15 protein-coding genes are annotated in these 19,720 nt (G+C 66.5%); 11 read left to right on the top strand and 4 right to left on the bottom strand.

All coding sequences use genetic code 11. From position 1 onward, the window contains the following. From ACO6D5_RS05955 to tssJ, 4 genes are all read right to left on the bottom strand, one after another. Positions 1 to 3,176 (bottom strand): type VI secretion system Vgr family protein (locus tag ACO6D5_RS05955; RefSeq protein ID WP_485824872.1); only part of this gene is annotated, 3,176 nt, incomplete at its 3' end. Positions 3,177 to 3,260: 84 nt separating this feature from the next. Next, positions 3,261 to 4,040, bottom strand: coding sequence for a DotU family type IV/VI secretion system protein (locus ACO6D5_RS05950; protein WP_485824871.1), 780 nt, complete (start codon positions 4,038 to 4,040; stop codon positions 3,261 to 3,263). A 16-nt stretch (positions 4,041 to 4,056) separates the two neighbouring features. Beyond that, entirely contained in the window at positions 4,057 to 5,403 is a 1,347-nt protein-coding gene (gene tssK, locus ACO6D5_RS05945; RefSeq protein WP_315528977.1) for a type VI secretion system baseplate subunit TssK, read from the bottom strand. 67 nt (positions 5,404 to 5,470) lie between these two features. Continuing rightward, positions 5,471 to 6,088, bottom strand: coding sequence for a type VI secretion system lipoprotein TssJ (gene tssJ, locus ACO6D5_RS05940; RefSeq protein ID WP_315528975.1), 618 nt, complete (start codon positions 6,086 to 6,088; stop codon positions 5,471 to 5,473). 254 nt (positions 6,089 to 6,342) lie between these two features. Here tssJ and ACO6D5_RS05935 point away from each other — a divergent pair, with 254 nt between their 5' ends. The 11 genes from ACO6D5_RS05935 to ACO6D5_RS05885 form a co-directional block, all read left to right on the top strand. Beyond that, complete coding sequence (locus tag ACO6D5_RS05935) at positions 6,343 to 6,945, top strand: tetratricopeptide repeat protein (protein WP_485824870.1); 603 nt, start codon at positions 6,343 to 6,345, stop codon at positions 6,943 to 6,945. Positions 6,946 to 7,018: 73 nt separating this feature from the next. Next, positions 7,019 to 7,534, top strand: coding sequence for a type VI secretion system contractile sheath small subunit (gene tssB / locus ACO6D5_RS05930; RefSeq protein ID WP_006226593.1), 516 nt, complete (start codon positions 7,019 to 7,021; stop codon positions 7,532 to 7,534). Next, positions 7,527 to 9,020, top strand: a complete 1,494-nt coding sequence (tssC, locus tag ACO6D5_RS05925; protein WP_315528973.1) for a type VI secretion system contractile sheath large subunit — start codon at positions 7,527 to 7,529, stop codon at positions 9,018 to 9,020. Before tssB ends, tssC begins: the two co-directional genes overlap by 8 nt. A gap of 45 nt (positions 9,021 to 9,065) precedes the next feature. Then, positions 9,066 to 9,569: an Hcp family type VI secretion system effector gene (locus ACO6D5_RS05920; protein ID WP_062685259.1), complete on the top strand. Its 504-nt coding sequence runs from the start codon at positions 9,066 to 9,068 to the stop codon at positions 9,567 to 9,569. Positions 9,570 to 9,636: 67 nt separating this feature from the next. Next, a complete protein-coding gene (tssE, locus tag ACO6D5_RS05915) occupies positions 9,637 to 10,122 on the top strand; it encodes a type VI secretion system baseplate subunit TssE (protein WP_006226590.1) in 486 nt (161 codons plus the stop codon). Between the two features lie 51 nt (positions 10,123 to 10,173). Further along, a complete protein-coding gene (tssF, locus tag ACO6D5_RS05910; protein ID WP_315528968.1) occupies positions 10,174 to 12,012 on the top strand; it encodes a type VI secretion system baseplate subunit TssF in 1,839 nt (612 codons plus the stop codon). Beyond that, on the top strand, positions 11,976 to 13,067 hold the full coding sequence (gene tssG, locus ACO6D5_RS05905) for a type VI secretion system baseplate subunit TssG (protein WP_485824869.1): 1,092 nt from the start codon (positions 11,976 to 11,978) through the stop codon (positions 13,065 to 13,067). The genes tssF and tssG overlap by 37 nt, the downstream gene beginning before the upstream one ends. A 21-nt stretch (positions 13,068 to 13,088) precedes the next feature. Continuing rightward, complete coding sequence (gene tssH, locus ACO6D5_RS05900; RefSeq protein WP_485824868.1) at positions 13,089 to 15,785, top strand: type VI secretion system ATPase TssH; 2,697 nt, start codon at positions 13,089 to 13,091, stop codon at positions 15,783 to 15,785. A 17-nt stretch (positions 15,786 to 15,802) separates the two neighbouring features. Continuing rightward, on the top strand, positions 15,803 to 18,502 hold the full coding sequence (locus ACO6D5_RS05895; protein ID WP_485824867.1) for a type VI secretion system Vgr family protein: 2,700 nt from the start codon (positions 15,803 to 15,805) through the stop codon (positions 18,500 to 18,502). A 2-nt stretch (positions 18,503 to 18,504) separates the two neighbouring features. Beyond that, on the top strand, positions 18,505 to 19,446 hold the full coding sequence (locus ACO6D5_RS05890) for a hypothetical protein (protein ID WP_485824866.1): 942 nt from the start codon (positions 18,505 to 18,507) through the stop codon (positions 19,444 to 19,446). Next, positions 19,443 to 19,720 (top strand): toxin VasX (locus ACO6D5_RS05885; RefSeq protein ID WP_485824865.1); only part of this gene is annotated, 278 nt, incomplete at its 3' end. The genes ACO6D5_RS05890 and ACO6D5_RS05885, both read left to right, overlap by 4 nt.

Raw genomic sequence — 19,720 nt, 5'->3', positions numbered from 1 at the left:
TTCGATGCGCCCTCGGGCGCGACGGAGGCCAGCATGTCGGTCGCGGCGGGCATCGCCGCCATGGGATTCTTGATCAATTCGGCGGCCTTCGCCACCGTGCCGGCGGCCTTCGCCACCGTGCCGGCGGCCGCGGTCGCGCTGTCGATCATGCCGCCCGCGCCAGGCGCGATTGAGCCAAGCAGGCCGGACGCGGCCGGCAGCGCCGACATCGGGTTCGCGATCATCGCCTGCGCCTGCGACACCATGCCCACGGTGTTCCTGGCGGTGTTCAGCAGCCCGCCGACGGCGGGGCTCGCGCCGCCCAGCAGCCCGGGGGCGGCCGACAGCGCGCCCATCGGATTCTTGGCCAATCCGGCCAGCGCGTTCGCCTGACCGGCCAGTTGCGAGAGCTTGGAGGCCGCGCCGGCGGCGGTCTTGCCCAATTCACTCAAACCGGCAGGCAGGGCAGCGCCCAGCGCGCCCACGCCGCCGTCCGCGGCGCCAGCACTGCCTGCGCCGCCGAAACCGGCCATCAGGCTGGCGCCGGCCTTCTTGGCTGCCGTCGCGAAGGCGCCGTCCTTGTGCACCAGCTCCGCGCTGACGATGAGCGGATCGTCGACCGTGGTGCTGGGCAGCGCCGGGAGGTTGGCCGCATCGCTGCCCGGGCCGACGAAGTTGTGCGTGGCGCCCTTGACCGAGAACAGGCCGGGCCCCTTGAACACGATGTCGGCGCCGTCGAGCGTGACGCTGCCGCCAGCGGCCTGCAAGGTGACGCGCTGGTTGCCCAGGATCTCGATGCCCTCGGCGGACGAAGTGACGGTGATGTCCTGGCCGGCCAGCGCTTCCAGGATGTCGGTATGCGCATGCAACGAGATCGGCGCTTGCGCGGAGATGGCGCGGATAGGGCCCTGCTGCGCGAACACGCTGGCAGACCGCGCCGATACCGCGGCGTACGTCTGCTGAGCCGCGACATGGGCATCGGATTGAGCGGTGGTGTGCAGGTGCTCGCCCGCATGCAGCACGGCGCTGGCGGGGGTAGCCAGATTCAATGAGTTCGGCGCGTCGACAAAAAGATGCGGGCCGTTGATGCGTTCGACGGGGGCGTCACCGGTGCGCTGGCCACTGGCGGCCTTGCCGGCGGCCTGGCCGTTGACCTGCGGCGTGTAGCGGCCGTCCTGTTCGGGGTCCAGGGCCTGGAGCAATGCGTCGTAGCCCTCGGCGGCAGCCAAGGGGCGTGCCTGATGCTGGCCGGCGCTATCGTTCAAGCGCCGCGAGGCGTCTTGCGCGCCACGCAAGAGCAACAGCGCTTCCTGCGCGTCCGCCTGCGTCGACTTGCCCTGTTCCCGAGCCGTGGCCGATACCAGCATGCCCTGGCCCGAGCGCACGACAGCCCACGCGTCCGAACGCAGTTCGAAGCCGGTGCCACGCCATTGGCCGCGGCTGGCGGCGTCCAGTTCCTGCTCCACCAGGTAACCCAGACCCAGTTGCGTGGCGGCGGTGGAGCTTGCCAGGCGCGTGCGCAGTTTGCCCTTGGTGTCGTCAAAGACCCATTGGTTGCGCCCTGCGCCGTCCAGCCCCTGGCTGTGCCAGCCGCTCAAGACGCCTGCATGATTGGCGTCGCCGTTCTCGCCGGCGGACCATGGCGGCAGGTCGGCGTCGTTGTAAAGCTGGCCGGCGACAACGGGCTGGTCGATATCGCCGTCGATGAATTCGACGATGACTTCAGTGCCGCTGCGCGGCAGGTGATGCGCGCCCCAGTTGGGTCCTGCCTGCGAGCTGGCCACGCGCAACCAGGTGCCGGACCGTTCATCGCCCGGCGCGTTGCCGCTGGCGTCGCCGTGGGCATGGTGCGGCAAGCCGCCCGCCAGCGGCTTCTCGCCGCGCTGCCAGGGGAATTGCACTTTCACGCGCAAGTCGCGGTCGGACGTGATGGACGCGTCGCTGGCGCTGACCACGACGGCGGCCAGGCCTTCCGGGGCGGTAGGCCGGGGGCGCCAGACGGGCATCAGCGCCGCGGCTTCGGGCTGCGCGCTGAAGCGGTTGCGATAGGTGCCGCGTTCCATGTCGGGCGTATCCAGCACTTGGGCGGCCTGCCCGCCCAGATTGTTGGTGGCCTCGTGGATGACCTCAAGCAGGGCGTAGCGGTTGCCGCCCAGCTCGTCGACTGCCTGCCCGCCGCCGCCTTGCGCGTAGCGCTCGTGCTGGCTCAGCGCGAACAACCTGCCTGGCGCCAGCGAACGGACGGTGCCCGCACCGTCGAAGCGCACAAGCCGGGATTCGTGGGTGCGCAACGACCGCGCCACGCTTTGTTCGGCGGCGTCGTCATCGGCGTAGCGGCCGTGTCCGGCGTAGTCGTAGTCCTCGAGCACGGGCAAGGCTTCGACCTGGACCTGCGAACGGGTCTGCGCAGCGTGGGCGGTCAGCGTGCGGTCGTTCCAGGCCGCACGCGCGACGGCGTTGGGACGCACGGCCTGGGCCGCAGCAAAGCGCGTGATGCTGTCGCTCGTCTCCGTGGCGTCGCTGCGGTGAAAGCGCAAGGGCGATGCCGGGTCTTCGGGGCGCGCGGCATCCGCATCGAAAATCACCACACGATGGCGTGCGCCGCCGCCGGCAGCCTGCGCGTCGTCCTGCTGATGTTCGAAGCGGTAGCTCAATCCGGCTTCGGCCAGGATGCGCGCGACGAAGTCCAGGTCGGATTCGCGGTACTGCGTGCAGGTGGCACGCGGCGCAAGCGCATCGTTAAGCTCGAAGGCGTACGCGGCCTGGGGATAATCCGCAAACACTTCGCTGACGATGTCCTGCACCGACAGGTCCTGATAGATGAAGCTGTCGCGCCGCAGCGCCAACGCGGCCATCCATGGCGCGCCATGCAGGCGGTAGCGGGCCAGGCCGCCGTCGGCCCCCAGGGCGTCAACGCCTTCGACGACCGCGTGCCAGCGCCGCATCGAGCCGTCGGCCTGCAGCAGGCTGACGGTGATCTCCTTGCCCAGCAACGCCGCCACGTCGATCTCGGCGCTGGCGGCCAGGCAGTCCAGTGTCAGCGAGAACAGGCGCGAGACGCCTTCGCGCAGCGTCATGCGCTCGGCCACCAGCTCCGCATCCAGCGGCGTGCTCACGCGCAAGAGCCGTGCTTGTTGGGACAGGGTGGCGATGTTCAGCGAGGAATAGGCCGGGGCGTTCGAAGGCAAGGCGTTCATAGGGCTTGGCGGTATTCGATCGGCGGAGCCGAAGGCGCGGCGTGCGCGCCGGAGGGGACGGAAAACGTGTTGTGCGGGGGCGCGCTACGGCAGCGATATCGTCAGATGCGCTGCGCGCGGGCCCAGCTTGACGATGTCGTGATAGGGCGCCATGGCGGTCTGCATTTCCGAATTCAGGAAGTGGCCGATTCCCAGGAACGCAAGCAGGCCCATCAGTGCAAAGACCGCCATGATCGACCACAGCGGCACGTCGCGCTTGAGCGTGTGGGCGATCTTGTCGGGCAGCGGCCAATGCGGCGCGAAGCCGGTGCGCTTGCCGCGCAAGAGCGCAATCTCGTCGCCCAGCCGCGCCGTCAGATAGCCCAGTTTCTCCTGGCCCTCGATCAGGTACTTGCCCTGAAAGCCCAGCAGCAGGCACATGTAATAGATCTCCAGCGACTGCAGGCGCGGGGCGCCCTGGGCGCGCAGGTCTTCGAGCCGGGCGAAGAAGTTCTCGCCTGCCAGCTGCTCGCCGAACAGCGTCAGCTGCAACGGCTGCAGCATCCACGTGTCGCGGATGGCGAAGCGGGAATTCAGCACCGTTTCGTCCACGGCCGCGCAGAACGCGTACTTGGTGGCGTACACGTCTTCCGCGGGGATATCCATTTTCTTCGCGGCGCGCTCGTAATCCGCCAGGAATTGCTGCACGCGCGCGGAGAAGGCGGCCGCGTCAGTGGGTTCCTGTCCGCTCTTGAGCAGGAACAGCATCAGGAAGCCGTCGTACAGCAGGTCCAGCAATGACTTGGCGGGGCGGCTGGCGTGGAAGTCGGCGGCACGCGGAGGCAGCGTCGCGCCGGGCATCAGGGAGGGGGCGTCAGCGGTCATGGCGGTGTCGTTCCTGTCAGCGGGTCACTGCGATCAAATCCAGCTTGAGTTCGGGAATGCCTGTCGGCGCATAGATGGCGATGCTGCGCGCCTGCAGCATGCGGTCGTACAGCGACCCGCGCGTCTGCAAGGCGAAATACACGGCGCCCGGCTTGACCGGCACGGCGGGCGGCACTTGGGGCGTGTAGCTCAACGGTACGCCCGGCATGGCGGACAGCACCAGCTTGTCGACGTCTTCCGGCGCGCCCACCTTGAAGCGCATGGGCACGCTCTCGGCGATTTCGGCGGCAGGCATCGCGGCCTGCACGGCCAGGTAGAGCGAAGTCGTTTCGTCGAGCTTTTCCGAATCCAGCCGGCCCATGTGGAACGACGGCCGCAGCTCTTCCAGCACGATCGAGAAATAGCGCGTGGAGATCACGGTTTCAAGAAGATCGCGCAGGATTTCGTCCATGCGGGCGAATGCCGGCCCGGGCGCATCGTGGCGATAGACGGGCAGGTCGGCCAGCGTGTGGACCTTGGAGAACGTCATCAGCGCGCCGGCCAGCCGCGCCAGTTCCTGGAACAGGCGTTCGGGATGCAGCTGCGGATGATGGAACAGGTGCGAAAGCGTCGCATACGCTTCGTTTGCGGTATGCAGCAGCCAGAACGACGCGACGTCGCCCGAGCGGAACTCGATGATGTTCTTGCTGGGCTCGCGATGAAAGCCGTAGAGCGCGTTGACCTTCGCTTGCAACGCGTCGAGCAGGCGGCGCAGTTGTTCATGCAGCGCGCCGGAAGCCGTCAGCGACAGGCTCGGCGCGATGAACGTGGTGTCGAGTTCATACCCGGCGCTTGCCGTGCGGCGCACGCGCGCCACAGGAATCGCCAGCAACTCGTCGCGCGGTTCGAATTCGGAGATCAGGCGCACGTCCTTGCGCAGGAAGGCCAGCTCGGCCGTCGTGGCGCCCGTGTAGAGATCAGGCGCCGGCGTGTTGTTGTGCGTGTAGCGCGTGTCGAATCCGGCCGCCGATTGGCCGTCTCGATAATTGCCGCCAATCGCCTTCAAGGGATGAATTGCCAGATAGAACACCGCTTCGGCCACGCCGTCCAGCGCAGTCAGCGCAACCGGCGGAGGAAGCTCATCGCCATGGGGGGCGTTGTAGAGTTCCCCATCCGGGAACACGGCGCTCATCTCGGTGGCGCGCAGCATGCCGTTGGCCAGCGCCGACGCATCGAAGCGCGCCGTACGCAGGCCCCATGCATAGGGATGCAATGCGCGGGCCATCTCGGCCAGCCGGTCTTCGTGATACGCGTCCTGCCGCTGGAAATGCTGCGGCCGCAGGAACAATCCCTCGCCCCATAGGACTTTGGCTGAGTAACTCAAGTTGGCGCTCCCTCTCTTGTCTTTCTATGTCTATATATATAGAAGGCGGGCGGCCGCGCAGTGCGCGTCAACCGGGACACTGCACGCCGGACAGGCGCGCGGGGTCATAGGTTGGTATGCCCGCCGGCAACGTGGGTTTTCCGGTGGCGACCGTCAGCGCGCACGCATGTGCGCCCAGGACGATGCCACTGTCTTCCACGCCGTCGACCTTGAATACGTACTTCCAACGCATCGGCGCGGGCGCGTAGAACAGCCCTGCGATCGCGATGTAATCCGCTTGCTTGGGGACTTTTTCCACGCCCTCGTAGCGCTGTCCTGGCGTGAGCGTGAGTTCGCGCGAACCCAACAACGTTTCACCAAGCGCCGCTTTCTCTTGCGCAGTGTCTATCAATTGCGTGAGCGGTGCACGTTGGAATTGCTCAGGATTCTTCAGGTAGTATATTTTTGTAACGACAGCCATCGATTGTCCGCTGCTCGCATTCAAATTTTCTCCGGCGTGTATCGCCAATTTCACTTCCACAGGCGCGTTTTCCGGCTTTTTCAAGCCTGCCATCTCCATCGCATTACCCGTCAAGCCGGCGACCGCGCCGATAGCCGAAACCGCCGCACATCCAGTAACGGCGGTGCTTGCAAGCGTGCAACCGAGCACTGCGAAGAAGCGTGATAAATGGATATGTTTGGACATGGCCCTTTATACCGGAACTGTGTGAAGCAATACAGATCGCGGCATGATGGATGCAAAATCGACGCAAGTAACATGAAGACACTCGCTGTAGCGCTGTACTAACAAAAGGTTGTTGAAATACGGCCCCTAGTTACAACCTTGCTAGGTGCTTAAAAATGCCCTTTTCCCGCCTCGTTGTTCTTGCAGGTGTCGTTGCAGTAATGGCCGGCTGTGCATCGGTAAAACCGCAGTCGGAAGCGGAATTCAAACAATCCATGGATGCGGCGCAGAAGACGCTGGAGCAGAAGGGATCCGACCAGGCTGTCGCGCAGTTCGAAGAGATCGCGCAGCGCAATCCGTCCAAGGGGGAACCCTGGTCTTACATCGCGAAGATCCGGTTCGATGAACAGAAATATGGCCAGGCCATTGTTGCCGCCGACGAGACGCTCAGCCGAGACCCCCAGGACTTCGTCGCCAAGACCGTGCGTGCGGTGGGCGGCCTGCGGGTAGCGATGCAGTCGCTGGCCGATCTGCGCGCCGACGCGCTGCTGGCGGGCAACGCGCGCGCCGATGCGGTGGCGCTGGCCGCGTCGATGCGCGAGACCTTGGGGCAGGATGTGCTGTTCCCCGAAGGCCGCCGCCCGCCGCCGCCGCGTCCCCGCCAGCCCCGCAAGGTGGAACCCGCCACGCCCGTGGGCGCGGCGCAGGATGCCGGCGGGGTAGCGCCCGCAACGCAAGCCGCATCGTCCAGTGCGGCCCCCGCAGCCGTTCCCGCAGCACCGCCGGCGGCTCAGCCGTCAGCGCCGAAAGTCCCCACCCCGCCCGCCCAGCAGCCTAACCGCGCGCCGAATCCGTTCGGCGACCTGCTCACCAAGTGATTCGCCTCGGCGTGTGCCGCGCCATGCGGCGCACGCTTGACCGACAGACACGATCCTTTGCACGGAGCCTTCCATGGCCAAGAAAGAAAGCGTTCAGAAACGATTGCAGAAAGTTCGCCCGCCGCGCGTTCAGCTCACGTATGACGTGGAGAAGGGCGACGCCATCGAACAGAAGGAGCTTCCCTTCGTGGTCGGCGTGGTGGGTGACTTCAGCGCGCAGTCCGAAGCCGAGCTGCCACGGCTGAAGGATCGCAAGTTCGTCAACATCGATGTCGATAATTTCGACGACGTGATGCGCGGGCTGGAACCGCGGGCCGCGTATCGCGTGAAGAACAGCCTGACCGAAGAGGGCGGCACGTTCGGCGTGGACCTGAAGTTCCGGTCGATCGAGGATTTCCGTCCGGAGGCCGTCGTGCAGCAAGTCGATCCCCTGCGCGAGTTGCTGGACATCCGCACCAAGCTGGCCGACCTGCGCAACAAGTTGGCCGGCAACGACAAGCTTGAAGACCTGCTGGGCGAAGTGCTGACCAGCACGGAGAAACTGCAACAGCTGACCAGCGAGACCGACAAGGGAGGCCGCAATGAGTAATTCCGCCGCCGCGCAAAACACCGCCGCCACCGCGGCCGACACCCAGAGCGGGCTGCTGGACCAGATCGTCGAGCAGAGCCGCGTGGCCAAGTCCACGGCCGAGCATGATCGCGCCAAAGACATCATCGGCGAACTGGTGCGCGAAGTCATGAAGGGCACCGTGGTTGTCTCCGACAACCTGTCGGCGATGCTTGACGCGCGTGTCGCCGAACTTGACCGCCTGATCTCGGCGCAGCTCAGCGAAGTGATGCATGCCCCCGAATTCCAGAAGCTGGAGAGCACCTGGCGCGGCCTGCACTACCTGTGCCAAGAGACCGACACCAGCCCCATGCTGAAGATCAAGGTGCTGAACACCACCAAGCGCGACCTGGTGCGCGACTTCCAGACGGCGATCGACTTCGATCAGAGCCTGATGTTCAAGAAGGTCTACGAAGAAGAGTTCGGCACCTTCGGCGGCGCGCCGTTCGGCGCCTTGCTGGGCAACTTCGAGATCACGCGCCAACCCGAGGACATGTACTTCATCGAACAGATGTCGCACGTGGCCGCGGCCTCGCATGCGCCGTTCATCGCCTCGGCGTCGCCCGAGCTGCTGGGGTTGGACAGCTTTGCCGACCTGGGCCGTCCGCGTGACCTGGCCAAGGTGTTCGACACCGTGGAATACACGAAGTGGCGCAGCTTCCGCGACTCGGAAGATTCGCGCTACGTGGGCCTGACCATGCCGCGCTTCCTGGGCCGCCTGCCCTATGACCCGGTAGAAGGCACCACGGTAGAAGGCTTCAATTTCGTCGAGGACGTCGACGGCACCGACCATTCCAAGTACCTCTGGTGCAATGCCGCGTGGGCGTTCGGCGCGCGCCTGACGGCCGCGTTCGCGGACTTCGGCTGGTGCGCGGCGATCCGCGGCGTCGAAGGCGGCGGCCTGGTCGAAAACCTGCCCACTCACACCTTCAAGACGGACGACGGCGAGATCGCGCTCAAGTGCCCGACCGAAATCGCGATCACCGACCGCCGCGAAAAGGAACTGAGCGACCAGGGGCTGATCCCGCTGGTGCATTGCAAGAACTCCGACTATGCGGCCTTCTTCGGCGCCCAGTCGGTGCAGAAGGCCAAGAAATACAACACGGACAGCGCCAACGCCAACGCGGTGTTGTCGGCGCAGCTGCAATACATCTTCTCGGTATCGCGCGTGGCGCATTACCTGAAGGCGATGATGCGCGACAAGATCGGCAGCTTCGCTTCCGCGCAGTCCGTAGAGAGTTTCCTGAATCGCTGGGTTTCGCAGTACGTGCTGCTGGACGACAACGCGACGCAGGAACAAAAAGCGCAGTTCCCGCTGCGTGAAGCTTCGGTGCAGGTGGCCGAGGTCCCTGGACGTCCTGGCGTCTTCCGTGCCGTGGCGTTCTTGCGGCCGCATTTCCAGCTTGACGAACTCTCGATCTCGTTGCGCCTGGTTGCCGAACTGCCGGCCCAGGCCCAGAAGTCCTGAGCGTCTTTGCACTGACAACTCATCCATTAAAAGAGGTTATCAACAATGAAGGACATCTACGTCAAGTTCGGCAATCCGGCGCTCAAGGGCGAGTCGCAAGACAAGGACCACCCGGATTGGATCGAAGTCAGCTCGTGGCGCCACGAGATCATCCAGCCGCGCTCGGCCACTGCCTCGACTTCGGGCGGCCATACCGCAGAGCGTACCGAACATGGGGAAATGATCTTCACCAAGGACCTGGACGTCGTCAGCCCGCTGCTGTATCAGCACGCGTCGGGTGGCACCACCTTCGACGAAGTCACCATCGACTTCCTGCGCGCCGACGGCGAAGGCAACCGCGTCAAGTACCTTGAGATCAAGCTGAAGTACGTGATCATCGCCCGCGTGGCGCCGGAAGTGGTCGCCGAAGGGCTGCCGCACGAGTCTTTCTCGCTGAAGTACGCCGCCGTGCAGTGGAAGTACACGCAGCAGAAGGTGGGCGGCAATCAGGGCGGTAACGCCCAGGGCGCCTGGAGCCTGACCAAGAACGACAAGACCTACTCGGTCTGATCGCGGCTACGCCGGCAAGAAGACCGCGGCCCCTGCCGGGTCGCTGTCTTTTTTACTTGAGGCCCCGATGAAAGGATTCGAACCGAGTCTGTTCGACAAGCTGTTCGAAGGAGAGGGCCAGTCGCCCTATGCGCTGCGCCGCTTGTCGATCGAAGAGATGAAAGAGACGGTGGCGCGTGACATCGAGGCCTTGCTGAACACCCGCATGGTGTTCACCGAGGAGGACTTGAGGCGCTACCCGAACTGCCAGCGTTCGTTGCTGACGTACGGGCTGTCCGACTTTTCCGGGCTGAGCCTGGCAAGCCACTACGACCGCGAGTTCATCTGCCGTTCGCTTGAGCAGGCGATCGCGCGGCACGAGCCCCGGCTGACCCATGTCCGGGTGATGCTGCAGGTCGACAGCCGGGCGACGTCGGTGCTGTATTTCGCGATCACGGCCATGCTGGACGTGGGGCCTGCCCACGAACCCGTGACCTTCGACGCGACGTTGCAGCCGTCGACCTTGCAGTACTCCGTGACCAAAGGCTGGGCCAAGAGCCCGGCCACGGTCTGACGCATCAATCCGTAGTGCAGGTGCACTGTCGCGCTGGAATGGAAGACAACAATGGAAGAATTGCTGCCTTATTACGAGCGCGAACTTGGTTTTCTACGCAGTTCGTCGCGCGACTTCGCGGAACGGTATCCGAAGATCGCCGCCCGCCTCGGGCTGTCGGGCGAGACCTGCGAGGATCCGCACGTCGAACGCATGATCGAATCGTTCGCGTTGTTGAGCGCCCGCATCAACAAGAAGCTGGACGACGACTACCCCGAATTCACTGAAGCGTTGTTCGAGGTGATGTACCCGCATTATCTGCGGCCGTTTCCGTCGTGCAGCGTGGCCCAGTTCGACCTGGGGGGGGCGGGCGCCCAATTGACCGCGCCGGTGCGCATCGCGCGCGGCACGGAGTTGAAATCGCATCCGGTACGCGGCGTGGCGTGCCGATTCCGCACGGCCTATGCGGTGACGCTGGCGCCCATCGAAGTGCAACGCGCCGGCTTCGTGTCCAGCGCCAACGCGCCGGCCACGGCCAAGCTGCCTGCGGGCGTCACTGGCCGCTTTGCGGTGACGCTGGCTTGCCAGGGTGAAACGCAGCACTTCGGCCTGCCTGGCGTGGATACGCTGCGGGTATACCTGCACGGCGAGCCGTCATTCGTGGCGGCGCTGCGCGATGCGCTGTTCCTGCGCACGGCTGCGGCCTATGTCGAGTTGCAGCCGGGGCGATGGGACCGCATGCCCGCGATTCCGCTGGCGCAGGTCGGTCTGGCCGAAGACGACGCGTTGATCGATTTCCCTGCAAGCTCGCATCCCGCCTACCGCTTGCTGGCCGAATACTTCGTTTTTTCCGAGAAGTTCAATTTCATCGATATCGACCTGGCCGCGCTGCGCCCCTATCTGGGCACGGCGCGGCAGTTTACGTTGCACCTGCCCGTCACCGGGCTGCGCGCGGATTCCAATACGGCGCGCCTGCTGGAATCGACCACGGCGGACAACCTGAGGCTGGGCTGCACGCCGGTCGTGAACCTGTTCACGCAGCGCGCCGACCCCATCCGCGTGACGCACGCGGCCGCCTCGTATCCGGTGGTGGCCGACGCGCGGCGCGCCTTCGGCTATGAGGTCTATTCGATCGACCGCGTGCGCCAGGTGCGCCAGAACGCCCAGGGCGACGCGGTGGTGGACTTCCGGCCGTTCTATTCCCTGCACCATGGCGAGTCCCCGGAGGCCGCCGGCCATTACTGGACGATGCGGCGCGACGCCGCCATGGCGCAGCGCAGCCCGGGCTACGAAACCGAGATCTCCATCGTCGACATCGATTTCGACCCGTCGGTGCCGCAAACCGAAACGCTGAGCCTGGACCTGACCTGCACCAACCGGGACCTGCCTTCGCATATCGCCGTGGGCCAATCCGGCGGCGACCTGTTCCTGGAGGGCGGCACGGTGGCGCGCGCCATCCGCATGCTGCGCCGGCCGACGCATTCGCACCGCTTCCAGCAGGGCCGCGCCGCGCACTGGCGCCTGATCTCGCATCTGGCGCTGAACCACCTGTCGCTGGTGCAAAGCGGGCTGCCCGCCTTGAAGGAAACCTTGCGCCTGTACGACCTGTCCGGGTCGGCCGTGGCCGCGCGCCAGATCGAAGGGCTGGTGGGGCTGGACTACAAGCCGGCCACGCACTGGATGCCGGGCGAACCTTTCGCGACCTTCGTGCGCGGCATCGAGATCCGCCTGACCGTCAACGAAGACCATTTCGTGGGCACCAGCCTGCACACCTTCGTGGCGGTCATCAACCGATTCTTCGGCCTTTACGTGCACGCCAACAGTTTCGTGCAACTTGTCGTGCTGTCGCGCCGCGGCGCGGAGGAACTATTACGATGCCCCCCATGCAACGGCGACGCCATCCTAGCGTGATGGACACGCTGCTGGCAGAGCCGCAGCGATTCAAGTTCTTCCAGGCGGTGCGCTTGCTCGAGCAGTGCTTTGCTCGCCAGGAGCGCGGCGGCACGCGGCACACGGTGCCGGTGCACCTGCGTTTTCCGAATTCGCCGGGACTGGGCTTTCCGCCCAGCGAAATCGTCGACGCTGTGGCTTACGACAAGAATGGCGACGTGCTGGCCGACGAAGCGGCGCGCAAAGCCGCCGTGGCCGAGGGACGGCTGGGACGGGTCGATCTGACCCCCGCGTTCTTTGGCCTGCTTGGGGCGCAGGGCGCCTTGCCGCTGCACTATTCCGAGATGCTGGCCAATCGCGAGAGCCTGCGGCGCGACCGCGGCGCGCGCGCCTTCTTCGACATCTTCTCGAACCGGGCGGCGGCGCTGTTCTATGCGGCCTGGAAAAAATACCGCATGCCGTTGCGGCACGAGACCGAGCAGGACCATCACTACCTGCCGTTGCTGCTGGCGCTGGGCGGCATCGGCCATCCCGCGCTGCGCGACCGGCTGCACAACGGCGCAGGCCGGGTCTATGACGAATCCGTCGCGCACTATGCTGCGGCAGCCCGCCAGCGGCCCGTGTCCGCGCCTTTCCTGCAACGCGTGCTTCAGGATTACTTCGGCGTGCCCTTGCGCGTCGAGCAATTCGTGGGCCGCTGGTACGACGTGCCGCCGCAGAACCGCACACAGTTGGGGCACCCGGGGGCCGTGCTGGGCGTGTCGGCGCTGGCGGGCGACCGGATCTGGCAGCGCGACCTGCGCATCCGGCTGTGGATCGGCCCCTTGTCGAGTCAGGCGTTCGCGGACTTCCTGCCGGGCGGCGAACGCGCCCAGGCGCTGGAGAAGTTGCTGACGATGTTCGGAGGCATGACCTTCGAATACGAGGTCCGGCTGGTGCTGGCGCGCGAGAGCGTCACGCCCAGCCAGCTGGGCGGAGGCGGCGAGGTGCGGCTGGGCTGGAACTCGTTCCTGTGCACCGGCCCGGCGGAAGCGGACCGCGACGACGCCAGCTACGAACTGCACACCATTCACTGATCCATAAAAAAACAGAGACTCATGGCTACACCGCTGAAGACCTTGATCGGGAAGTTGAACCAGACGTGCCGCCAGGCGGCCGAACGCGCCGCCAGCCTGTGCATGGCGCAAGGCCATTACGAGGTGGATCTGGAGCACCTGTTCCTGGCGCTGCTGGAAAAGCCGGCCAGCGACGTGAGCATCATCGCGCGGCGTTGCCATATCCATACCGACGCGCTGGAAGCCGACCTGAAGGCCGAGATCGGCCGCTTCAAGAACGGCAACACGCGCACGCCGGTGTTCTCGGCCCATCTGCCCAAGTTGTTCGAGCACGCGTGGCTGATCGCCTCGCTGGACACGCAGACGACGCGCATCCGCTCAGGACACTTGCTGCTGGCGCTGTTGACGGAGCCCGACCTGGCGCAGCTGGCCCGACGGGGGTCGACCTTGTTCGAGTCGTTCCGGCTGGATGCGCTCAAGCATGACTTCGCGGCGCTGACGGAAGGCTCGGAAGAAGGCGGGCAGGCGGTCGCGTTCTCTGAGGGGGCGGCGCCGCAAGGCGAGGCCGGGCAGCCCGCCCCGGGGCTGACGCAGACGCCCGCGCTGGACCAGTTCACCACCAACCTGACCGAACGCGCCCGCGACGGCAAGATCGATCCGGTGATCGGGCGCGACGCCGAGATCCGCCAGATGATCGACATCCTGACGCGGCGCCGGCAGAACAACCCCATCCTGACCGGCGAGGCGGGCGTGGGCAAGACCGCCGTGGTCGAGGGCCTGGCGCTGCGCATCGTGGCGGGCGACGTGCCGCCGGCCTTGGCTGAGGTGACGCTGCGGGTGTTGGACATGGGCTTGCTGCAGGCCGGCGCCAGCGTCAAGGGCGAGTTCGAGAACCGGCTGAAGAACGTGATCGACGAGGTCAAGAAAAGCCCGTCGCCCATTATCCTGTTCATCGACGAAGCCCACACGATGATCGGCGCGGGCGGGCAGGCGGGCCAGAGCGACGCGGCGAATCTGCTCAAGCCGGCGTTGGCGCGCGGCGAGCTGCGCACCATCGCCGCTACGACGTGGAGCGAATACAAGAAGTTCTTCGAGAAGGACGCGGCGCTGGCCCGCCGTTTTCAGGTGGTCAAGGTCGAAGAGCCGGACGAGGGGCTGGCCGCGTCCATGCTGCGCGGCATGGCGCCGCTGATGGAGCGCCATTTCGGCGTGCGCATCCTGGACGAGGCGATCAGCGCGGCCGCCCGGCTGTCGCATCGCTACATTACCGGGCGACAGTTGCCCGACAAGGCGGTGAGCGTGCTGGATACGGCCTGCGCGCGCGTGGCCCTGGGGCGCAGCGCCACGCCGGCGCTGATCGACGACGCGCGCCACCGCCTGACGCGCCTGCGTACCGAACAGGCGGCGTTGCGCCGCGAGGCCGCCACCGGTGCGCCGAACCCGCGCCTGGCAGAACTGGACACGGAGATTCAGGCGGTCGAGCAGACGCTGGCGGACGCCGAAGCGCGCCATGCGGCCGAGACCCGCCTGGTGGAGCAGATCCATGCGCTGCGAGCCGAGCTTGAGGCGCAAGGGCAGGACGCGCCGGTAGCGGAACCCGCGGCGCCTTCCTCGGCGCGGCGCAAAGCGGCCGCGCCGGCCCTGACACCGCAACAGCAGCGGCTGGCGGGATTGATGGAAGAACTGAGGGCGTTGCAGGGCGAGCAGCCCTTGGTGCCCGCGTGCGTGGACGGCCAGATCGTGGCCGAAATCGTGTCGGCATGGACCGGCATCCCGCTGGGCCGCATGGTCAATGACGAGATCCGCACCGTGCTGCAGTTGCAGCCGATGCTGGCAGAGCGCGTCATCGGCCAGGACCACGCCTTGCACGCGATCGCGCAACGCGTGCGCACGGCGCGCGCCGGCCTTGAGGATCCGGACAAGCCGAAAGGGGTTTTCCTGTTCGTGGGGCCGTCGGGCGTCGGCAAGACCGAGACGGCGCTGGCGCTGGCCGACATCCTGTACGGCGGCGAGCGCAAGCTGGTCACGATCAACATGAGCGAATACCAGGAGGCCCACAGCATCTCGGGCCTGAAGGGATCGCCGCCGGGTTACGTGGGTTACGGAGAAGGGGGCGTCCTGACCGAGGCCGTGCGGCGCCAACCCTACAGCGTGGTGCTGCTGGATGAGATCGAGAAAGCCCATCCCGATGTGCTGGAGCTGTTCTTCCAGGTCTTCGACAAGGGTGTGATGGACGACGCCGAGGGCCGCGAGATCGACTTCCGCAACACGCTGATCATCCTGACGTCCAACGTGGGTTCCAGCACGATCATGCAGGCGTGCCTGAACAAGCCGGCCGATGAGCGCCCGTCGCCCGACCAATTGTCGGAACTGCTGACGCCGCAGCTGTACAAGGCGTTCAAGCCCGCCTTCCTGGGCCGCATGAAGACCATTCCCTATTTTCCGGTGGACGACGATGCGCTGGCGCACATCATCGGGCTGAAGCTCGGGCGCATTGCGCGCCGGGTGCAAGCCACGCACCGTGCCGTATTCGAGTGGGACGAGGCGCTGGTCGACGCGGTGCTGGCGCGTTGCACCGAGGTGGATACCGGGGCGCGCAATGTGGACCACATCCTCAACGGCGCGTTGTTGCCCGAGATCGCCGAACACGTGCTCAGCCGCATGGCGCAGGGCGAAACCATCGCCAAGATCCGCGTGGGCGCGGGCAAGAACGGCGACTTCCGCTTCCGCATGAGCTGACCAGAGGAGACGCCGACATGGCCCTTGAACTTGCCGCGGCCAGCCTGTTGGGCGCAGGCTTCACCCAGGCCGATCGCCTGCTTGACCTGAGTACGCCGCTGGGCCAGGACAGATTGCTGGCGGAGCGGCTGCAAGGCACCGAGCAGCTGAGCGACGGCGGTTTCGTCCTGCACGTGGATGCGCTGTCCGACGACGCGCACATCCCGTTGAAGGCCCTGATCGGGCAGCCGGTGCAGGTGAAGCTGCAGACCGCCTTGGGCCGCGACGAACATCGTGTCTGGTGCGGGCTGGTGTCGCAGGCCCGCTTCGAAGGCGCGAACGGCGGCTTCGCGCGCTACCGGCTGCGCGTCGAACCGTGGCTGGCGCTGCTGCGCCAGCGGCGCGACAGTTATGCGTTCCAGGACTTGTCGGTGATCGAAATCATCGACAGCGTGTTCGGCGACTACAACGGCCAGGGCGCAGTGGCGCCGCAATGGCGCTGGGAAGTGAAAGACCGCGACACGTACGCCAAACGTAGCCTGACCATCCAGTACCGGGAGACCGACTACGCCTTCATCGAGCGCTTGCTGGCGGAGGAAGGGCTGTTTTATTGGGTCGAGCATGAAGCGGGCGATGGCGAACCGGGCACGCATACCGTCGTCATCGCCGACCACAACGGCGCCTTCGAGGCCGGCCCGCAAGCGAGCGTCAAGTTCCAACGCGCCGATGCGACCGAAACCGAAGACACCATCCAGGCCTGGCGGCAAAGCCGTACCTGGCGCACCAATGCCGTGCGTCTGGCCACGTGGGACTACCGCGCGATGCAGGCCCGCAAGGCCAGCGCGCAGGTCGACGACAAGCTGCCGAACGCCATGGAACTGGCCGACTCCGATTACCCCGGCCAATACCTGTTCGAGGACGGCGATCAGGGCGACCGTCTGGCCCACAATGCGCTGGCCGCGCAGCGCTTGCGGCAGTCCCTCTATGAAGGCGAGGGCACCGTGCGCACGCTGGCGCCGGCGCAGCGCTTTACGTTGACCGGCCATTGGGGGCCGTCGCAAGGCGCCGGCGCGGATTTCGTGGTGCTGCGCATCCGCCACGATGCGCGCAACAATTTCGACGAAAGCCTGGGGCGCGCGGTAGCCCAGGCGCTGGGCGCGGCCGGCGAATCGCAGCACGACGAGGCGGACTTCTACCGGAACCGGTTCGAGGCGATTGCCGCCTCGCTGGAGTACCGGCCCAGTACCCAGGACGGACACGGCGCGCGGCTGCATCCGCGCCCCACGGTGCATGGCGCGCAGACCGCGCTGGTGGTGGGGGCAGCCGACCCGGTCCACACCGACCGCGACCATCGCATCAAGATCCAGTTCCACTGGCAGCGCGGCAGCGCTTCCAGCAACCGCCAGGACCATCCGGCGGGCGCCGACAATGCGCCGGCCAGCGACGCGCTGGGCACCTGGGTGCGTGTGGCCGAGCCCGTGGCCGGATCCGATTGGGGCGGCCATTTCGTGCCGCGCCTGGGGCAGGAAGTGCTGGTGCAATTCCTGCATGGCGACATCGACCGCCCGGTGGTGGTGGGCGCCTTGTACAACGGCGCAGGCGCGGAGAACGCCGCGAACAACCAGGTGCAGGGCGGGGCAGCCAAGGCCACCGGCAACGCGCCCGCCTGGTTTGCCGGCAGCGAAGCGGGCCATGCGCACAACGTGGTGATGTCGGGCTTCAAGACGCAGGCCCTGGCGCAAAGCGGGCAGGGCATGGGCGGGTTCAACCAGCTTGTGCAGGACGACACGCCGGGGCAATCGCGCCTGACCGCGTCCACCACGCAGGCCGAGGCGCGGTTGAATCTGGGGCACTTGAAGCAGCAACGCGACAACGAACGACTGTCTGACCTTGGCCACGGCGCCGAGTTGGCCACCAGCGAAGCGTTGGCGCTGCGGGCGGGCGAGGGCTTGCTGATCAGCGCGGATAAGCGCGAGGGCGCTGCCGGCGGCTTGCTGGACAGCGAAGAGGCCATCAAGCAGATGGAAAACGCCATCGAACAGGCGGGCGAGCTGGCCGCCACGGCCGTCCGCCAGGAAGCCACCCTGTCGGGCGATGGCGGTAAGACGCGGGCGTTGAACGAGCTGGACGCGGTGCGCAAGGTGATCGAGGGCACCAAGGCTGAGGAAGCCGTCACGGTGCCTGCCTATACGCTGCCGCACATCCAGGTGAGCGCACCCAAGGGCATCGGCCAGTACACGCCGCACAATGCGTTTACGGTGGCCGGAACTACCTTGTGCCAAGTCGCACCCGATGTGAACTGGGCCGCTGGTGCGAATTTGGCTATCTGCGTGGCGCAGGGCGTGGTGCTCTTCACCAAGGGGCTGGGCGGCAGTGGCCGGGCAGTCCAGGAACAAGGCATCCGCCTGCATGCCGCCGGCGGCAAGTTGCGCTTGCAGAGCCAGAAGGCGCGCATGCGTCTGGCGGCCGAAAAGGCGGTGACGCTGGTGTCGGCCCAAGGCGCCGTCGACGTGAACGCGTCGAAGAAGGTGCTGGCCACGGCGGCGGGCGCCTACATGCGGATCGAGGGCGGCGGCATCCAGCTGCATGCTCCAGGCAAGGTCGAGCTGAAGGCGGGTGTGCATAACTGGGTGGGGCCGCAAAGCGGGACCGGACCGGCGCAGCCGCCGCAGGGGGATATGGAAGGTTGCGCTGCGGCGCTGGAGGACGCGGCCGGCAGCGGCGCGTTGGCGGCGTGACGATGGATACGACGCCGCATCGCCCCGGACCCTGGACGGCTTGCGCCGAGGATTGCGTCGAACGGGCCATCGCAGGCTTGCGTGCGGTGCTGGACGGGCGCGGCGACCGGCGCGTGCTGCTTTTATGCGACTCGACGCTGGCCGACCCCCTGGCCGACGACATCGCCGCGGCGGGGCTGGCGCGGCGCGAGGTCGATCTGATTTCGCAAGGCGCGTCCGCCCCGCCTTTGTACCTGGCAGAGGTGCCCGACGAAATCCGGCACGAACGCCTGGTCAACGCCAGCATCAGGCTGGCCGTGGACGAAGCCATGCGCCCGGCGCCTGCGGGCAAGCGCCCGCGTTCGATGTCGGCGTGGCTGGCTACCGACCTCCCGCTGGCGGAAGTGGCGCAGCGCCTGGTCCTGCGCGCGCGGCTGCGCGACGCGCAAGGCCGTGTGCGCATCCTGCGGTTCTGGGATCCGCGCACCACGCAGTACCAAAGCGAGCTCTACGCCGGTACTGCGCCGGCCTCGTGGATTCCGGGCGCGACCTGGATGACCGTGGACGGGTTCGCGCGCTGGCAGACACTGCCGGATACACCCGGCCCGATGCAGACGGTCACGCCGGATTGGCAGCGCCTGGCGCGCCTGGGCCGCATCAATGCCGTGCTGCAGCGGCTGAACGCGGGCGGCTTGCGTGTCGGTCCGTCGGTGCTGGATGCGGTGCGGCAAGCACTGGATGCCGGCGCGGCATGCGGTATCGATGATGATGAGGACGTCGCGCTGTTCGCCGCCTGGCGAGTGCGTCTGGATGCGCCGCTGGAGCGCGCGCCGTCGTTTGCGGCCTTGCTGCGCGAGGTGCGGGAAGAGGGCGGCCATTTGCGCAACGCGGCGCAAGACATGGATGACGAAGATTGGGAGCGCTTTGCGCGGCAAGCGCAAACGCGGGAGGACTTGCAAGCATGACTGACTACGACGCGCTGCCCTGCAAGGGCAAGTTCTGCGGCCGACCCGGGCTGCCCATTCTGCCGATGCGGATTGCTTACGTGCCGGGCGGCAAGAATGACCTGCCGGACGGCGTGTACATGGACGCCGAGCTGTATTACGACACCATGCGCCAGGGCGCCTACATGCTGCGCGCGATCACGGCGGGCTATGTGTACATCTGGGATCCGCGGCGCAGTTACGGCTGGCGCGCGTTTGCGGCGACGGCCACCGGACAGATGAAGGAAGTGCCGGT

It is taken from the genome of Achromobacter sp., from assembly GCF_057314935.1.
The sequence above is the reverse complement of the archived record's forward strand: the minus strand, read 5'-3'. Positions and strand labels throughout refer to the sequence as shown.

Bases quoted from the DNA above. Each gene is read 5' to 3' on its own strand.
- ACO6D5_RS05950 (WP_485824871.1), bottom strand. From the start codon at position 4,040: ATGACCGCTGACGCCCCCTCCCTGATGCCCGGCGCGACGCTGCCTCCG.
- tssJ (WP_315528975.1), bottom strand. From the start codon at position 6,088: ATGTCCAAACATATCCATTTATCACGCTTCTTCGCAGTGCTCGGTTGC.
- ACO6D5_RS05935 (WP_485824870.1), top strand. From the start codon at position 6,343: ATGGATGCGGCGCAGAAGACGCTGGAGCAGAAGGGATCCGACCAGGCT.
- tssB (WP_006226593.1), top strand. From the start codon at position 7,019: ATGGCCAAGAAAGAAAGCGTTCAGAAACGATTGCAGAAAGTTCGCCCG.
- tssC (WP_315528973.1), top strand. From the start codon at position 7,527: ATGAGTAATTCCGCCGCCGCGCAAAACACCGCCGCCACCGCGGCCGAC.
- ACO6D5_RS05920 (WP_062685259.1), top strand. From the start codon at position 9,066: ATGAAGGACATCTACGTCAAGTTCGGCAATCCGGCGCTCAAGGGCGAG.
- tssE (WP_006226590.1), top strand. From the start codon at position 9,637: ATGAAAGGATTCGAACCGAGTCTGTTCGACAAGCTGTTCGAAGGAGAG.
- tssF (WP_315528968.1), top strand. From the start codon at position 10,174: ATGGAAGAATTGCTGCCTTATTACGAGCGCGAACTTGGTTTTCTACGC.
- tssG (WP_485824869.1), top strand. From the start codon at position 11,976: ATGCCCCCCATGCAACGGCGACGCCATCCTAGCGTGATGGACACGCTG.
- tssH (WP_485824868.1), top strand. From the start codon at position 13,089: ATGGCTACACCGCTGAAGACCTTGATCGGGAAGTTGAACCAGACGTGC.
- ACO6D5_RS05895 (WP_485824867.1), top strand. From the start codon at position 15,803: ATGGCCCTTGAACTTGCCGCGGCCAGCCTGTTGGGCGCAGGCTTCACC.
- ACO6D5_RS05890 (WP_485824866.1), top strand. From the start codon at position 18,505: ATGGATACGACGCCGCATCGCCCCGGACCCTGGACGGCTTGCGCCGAG.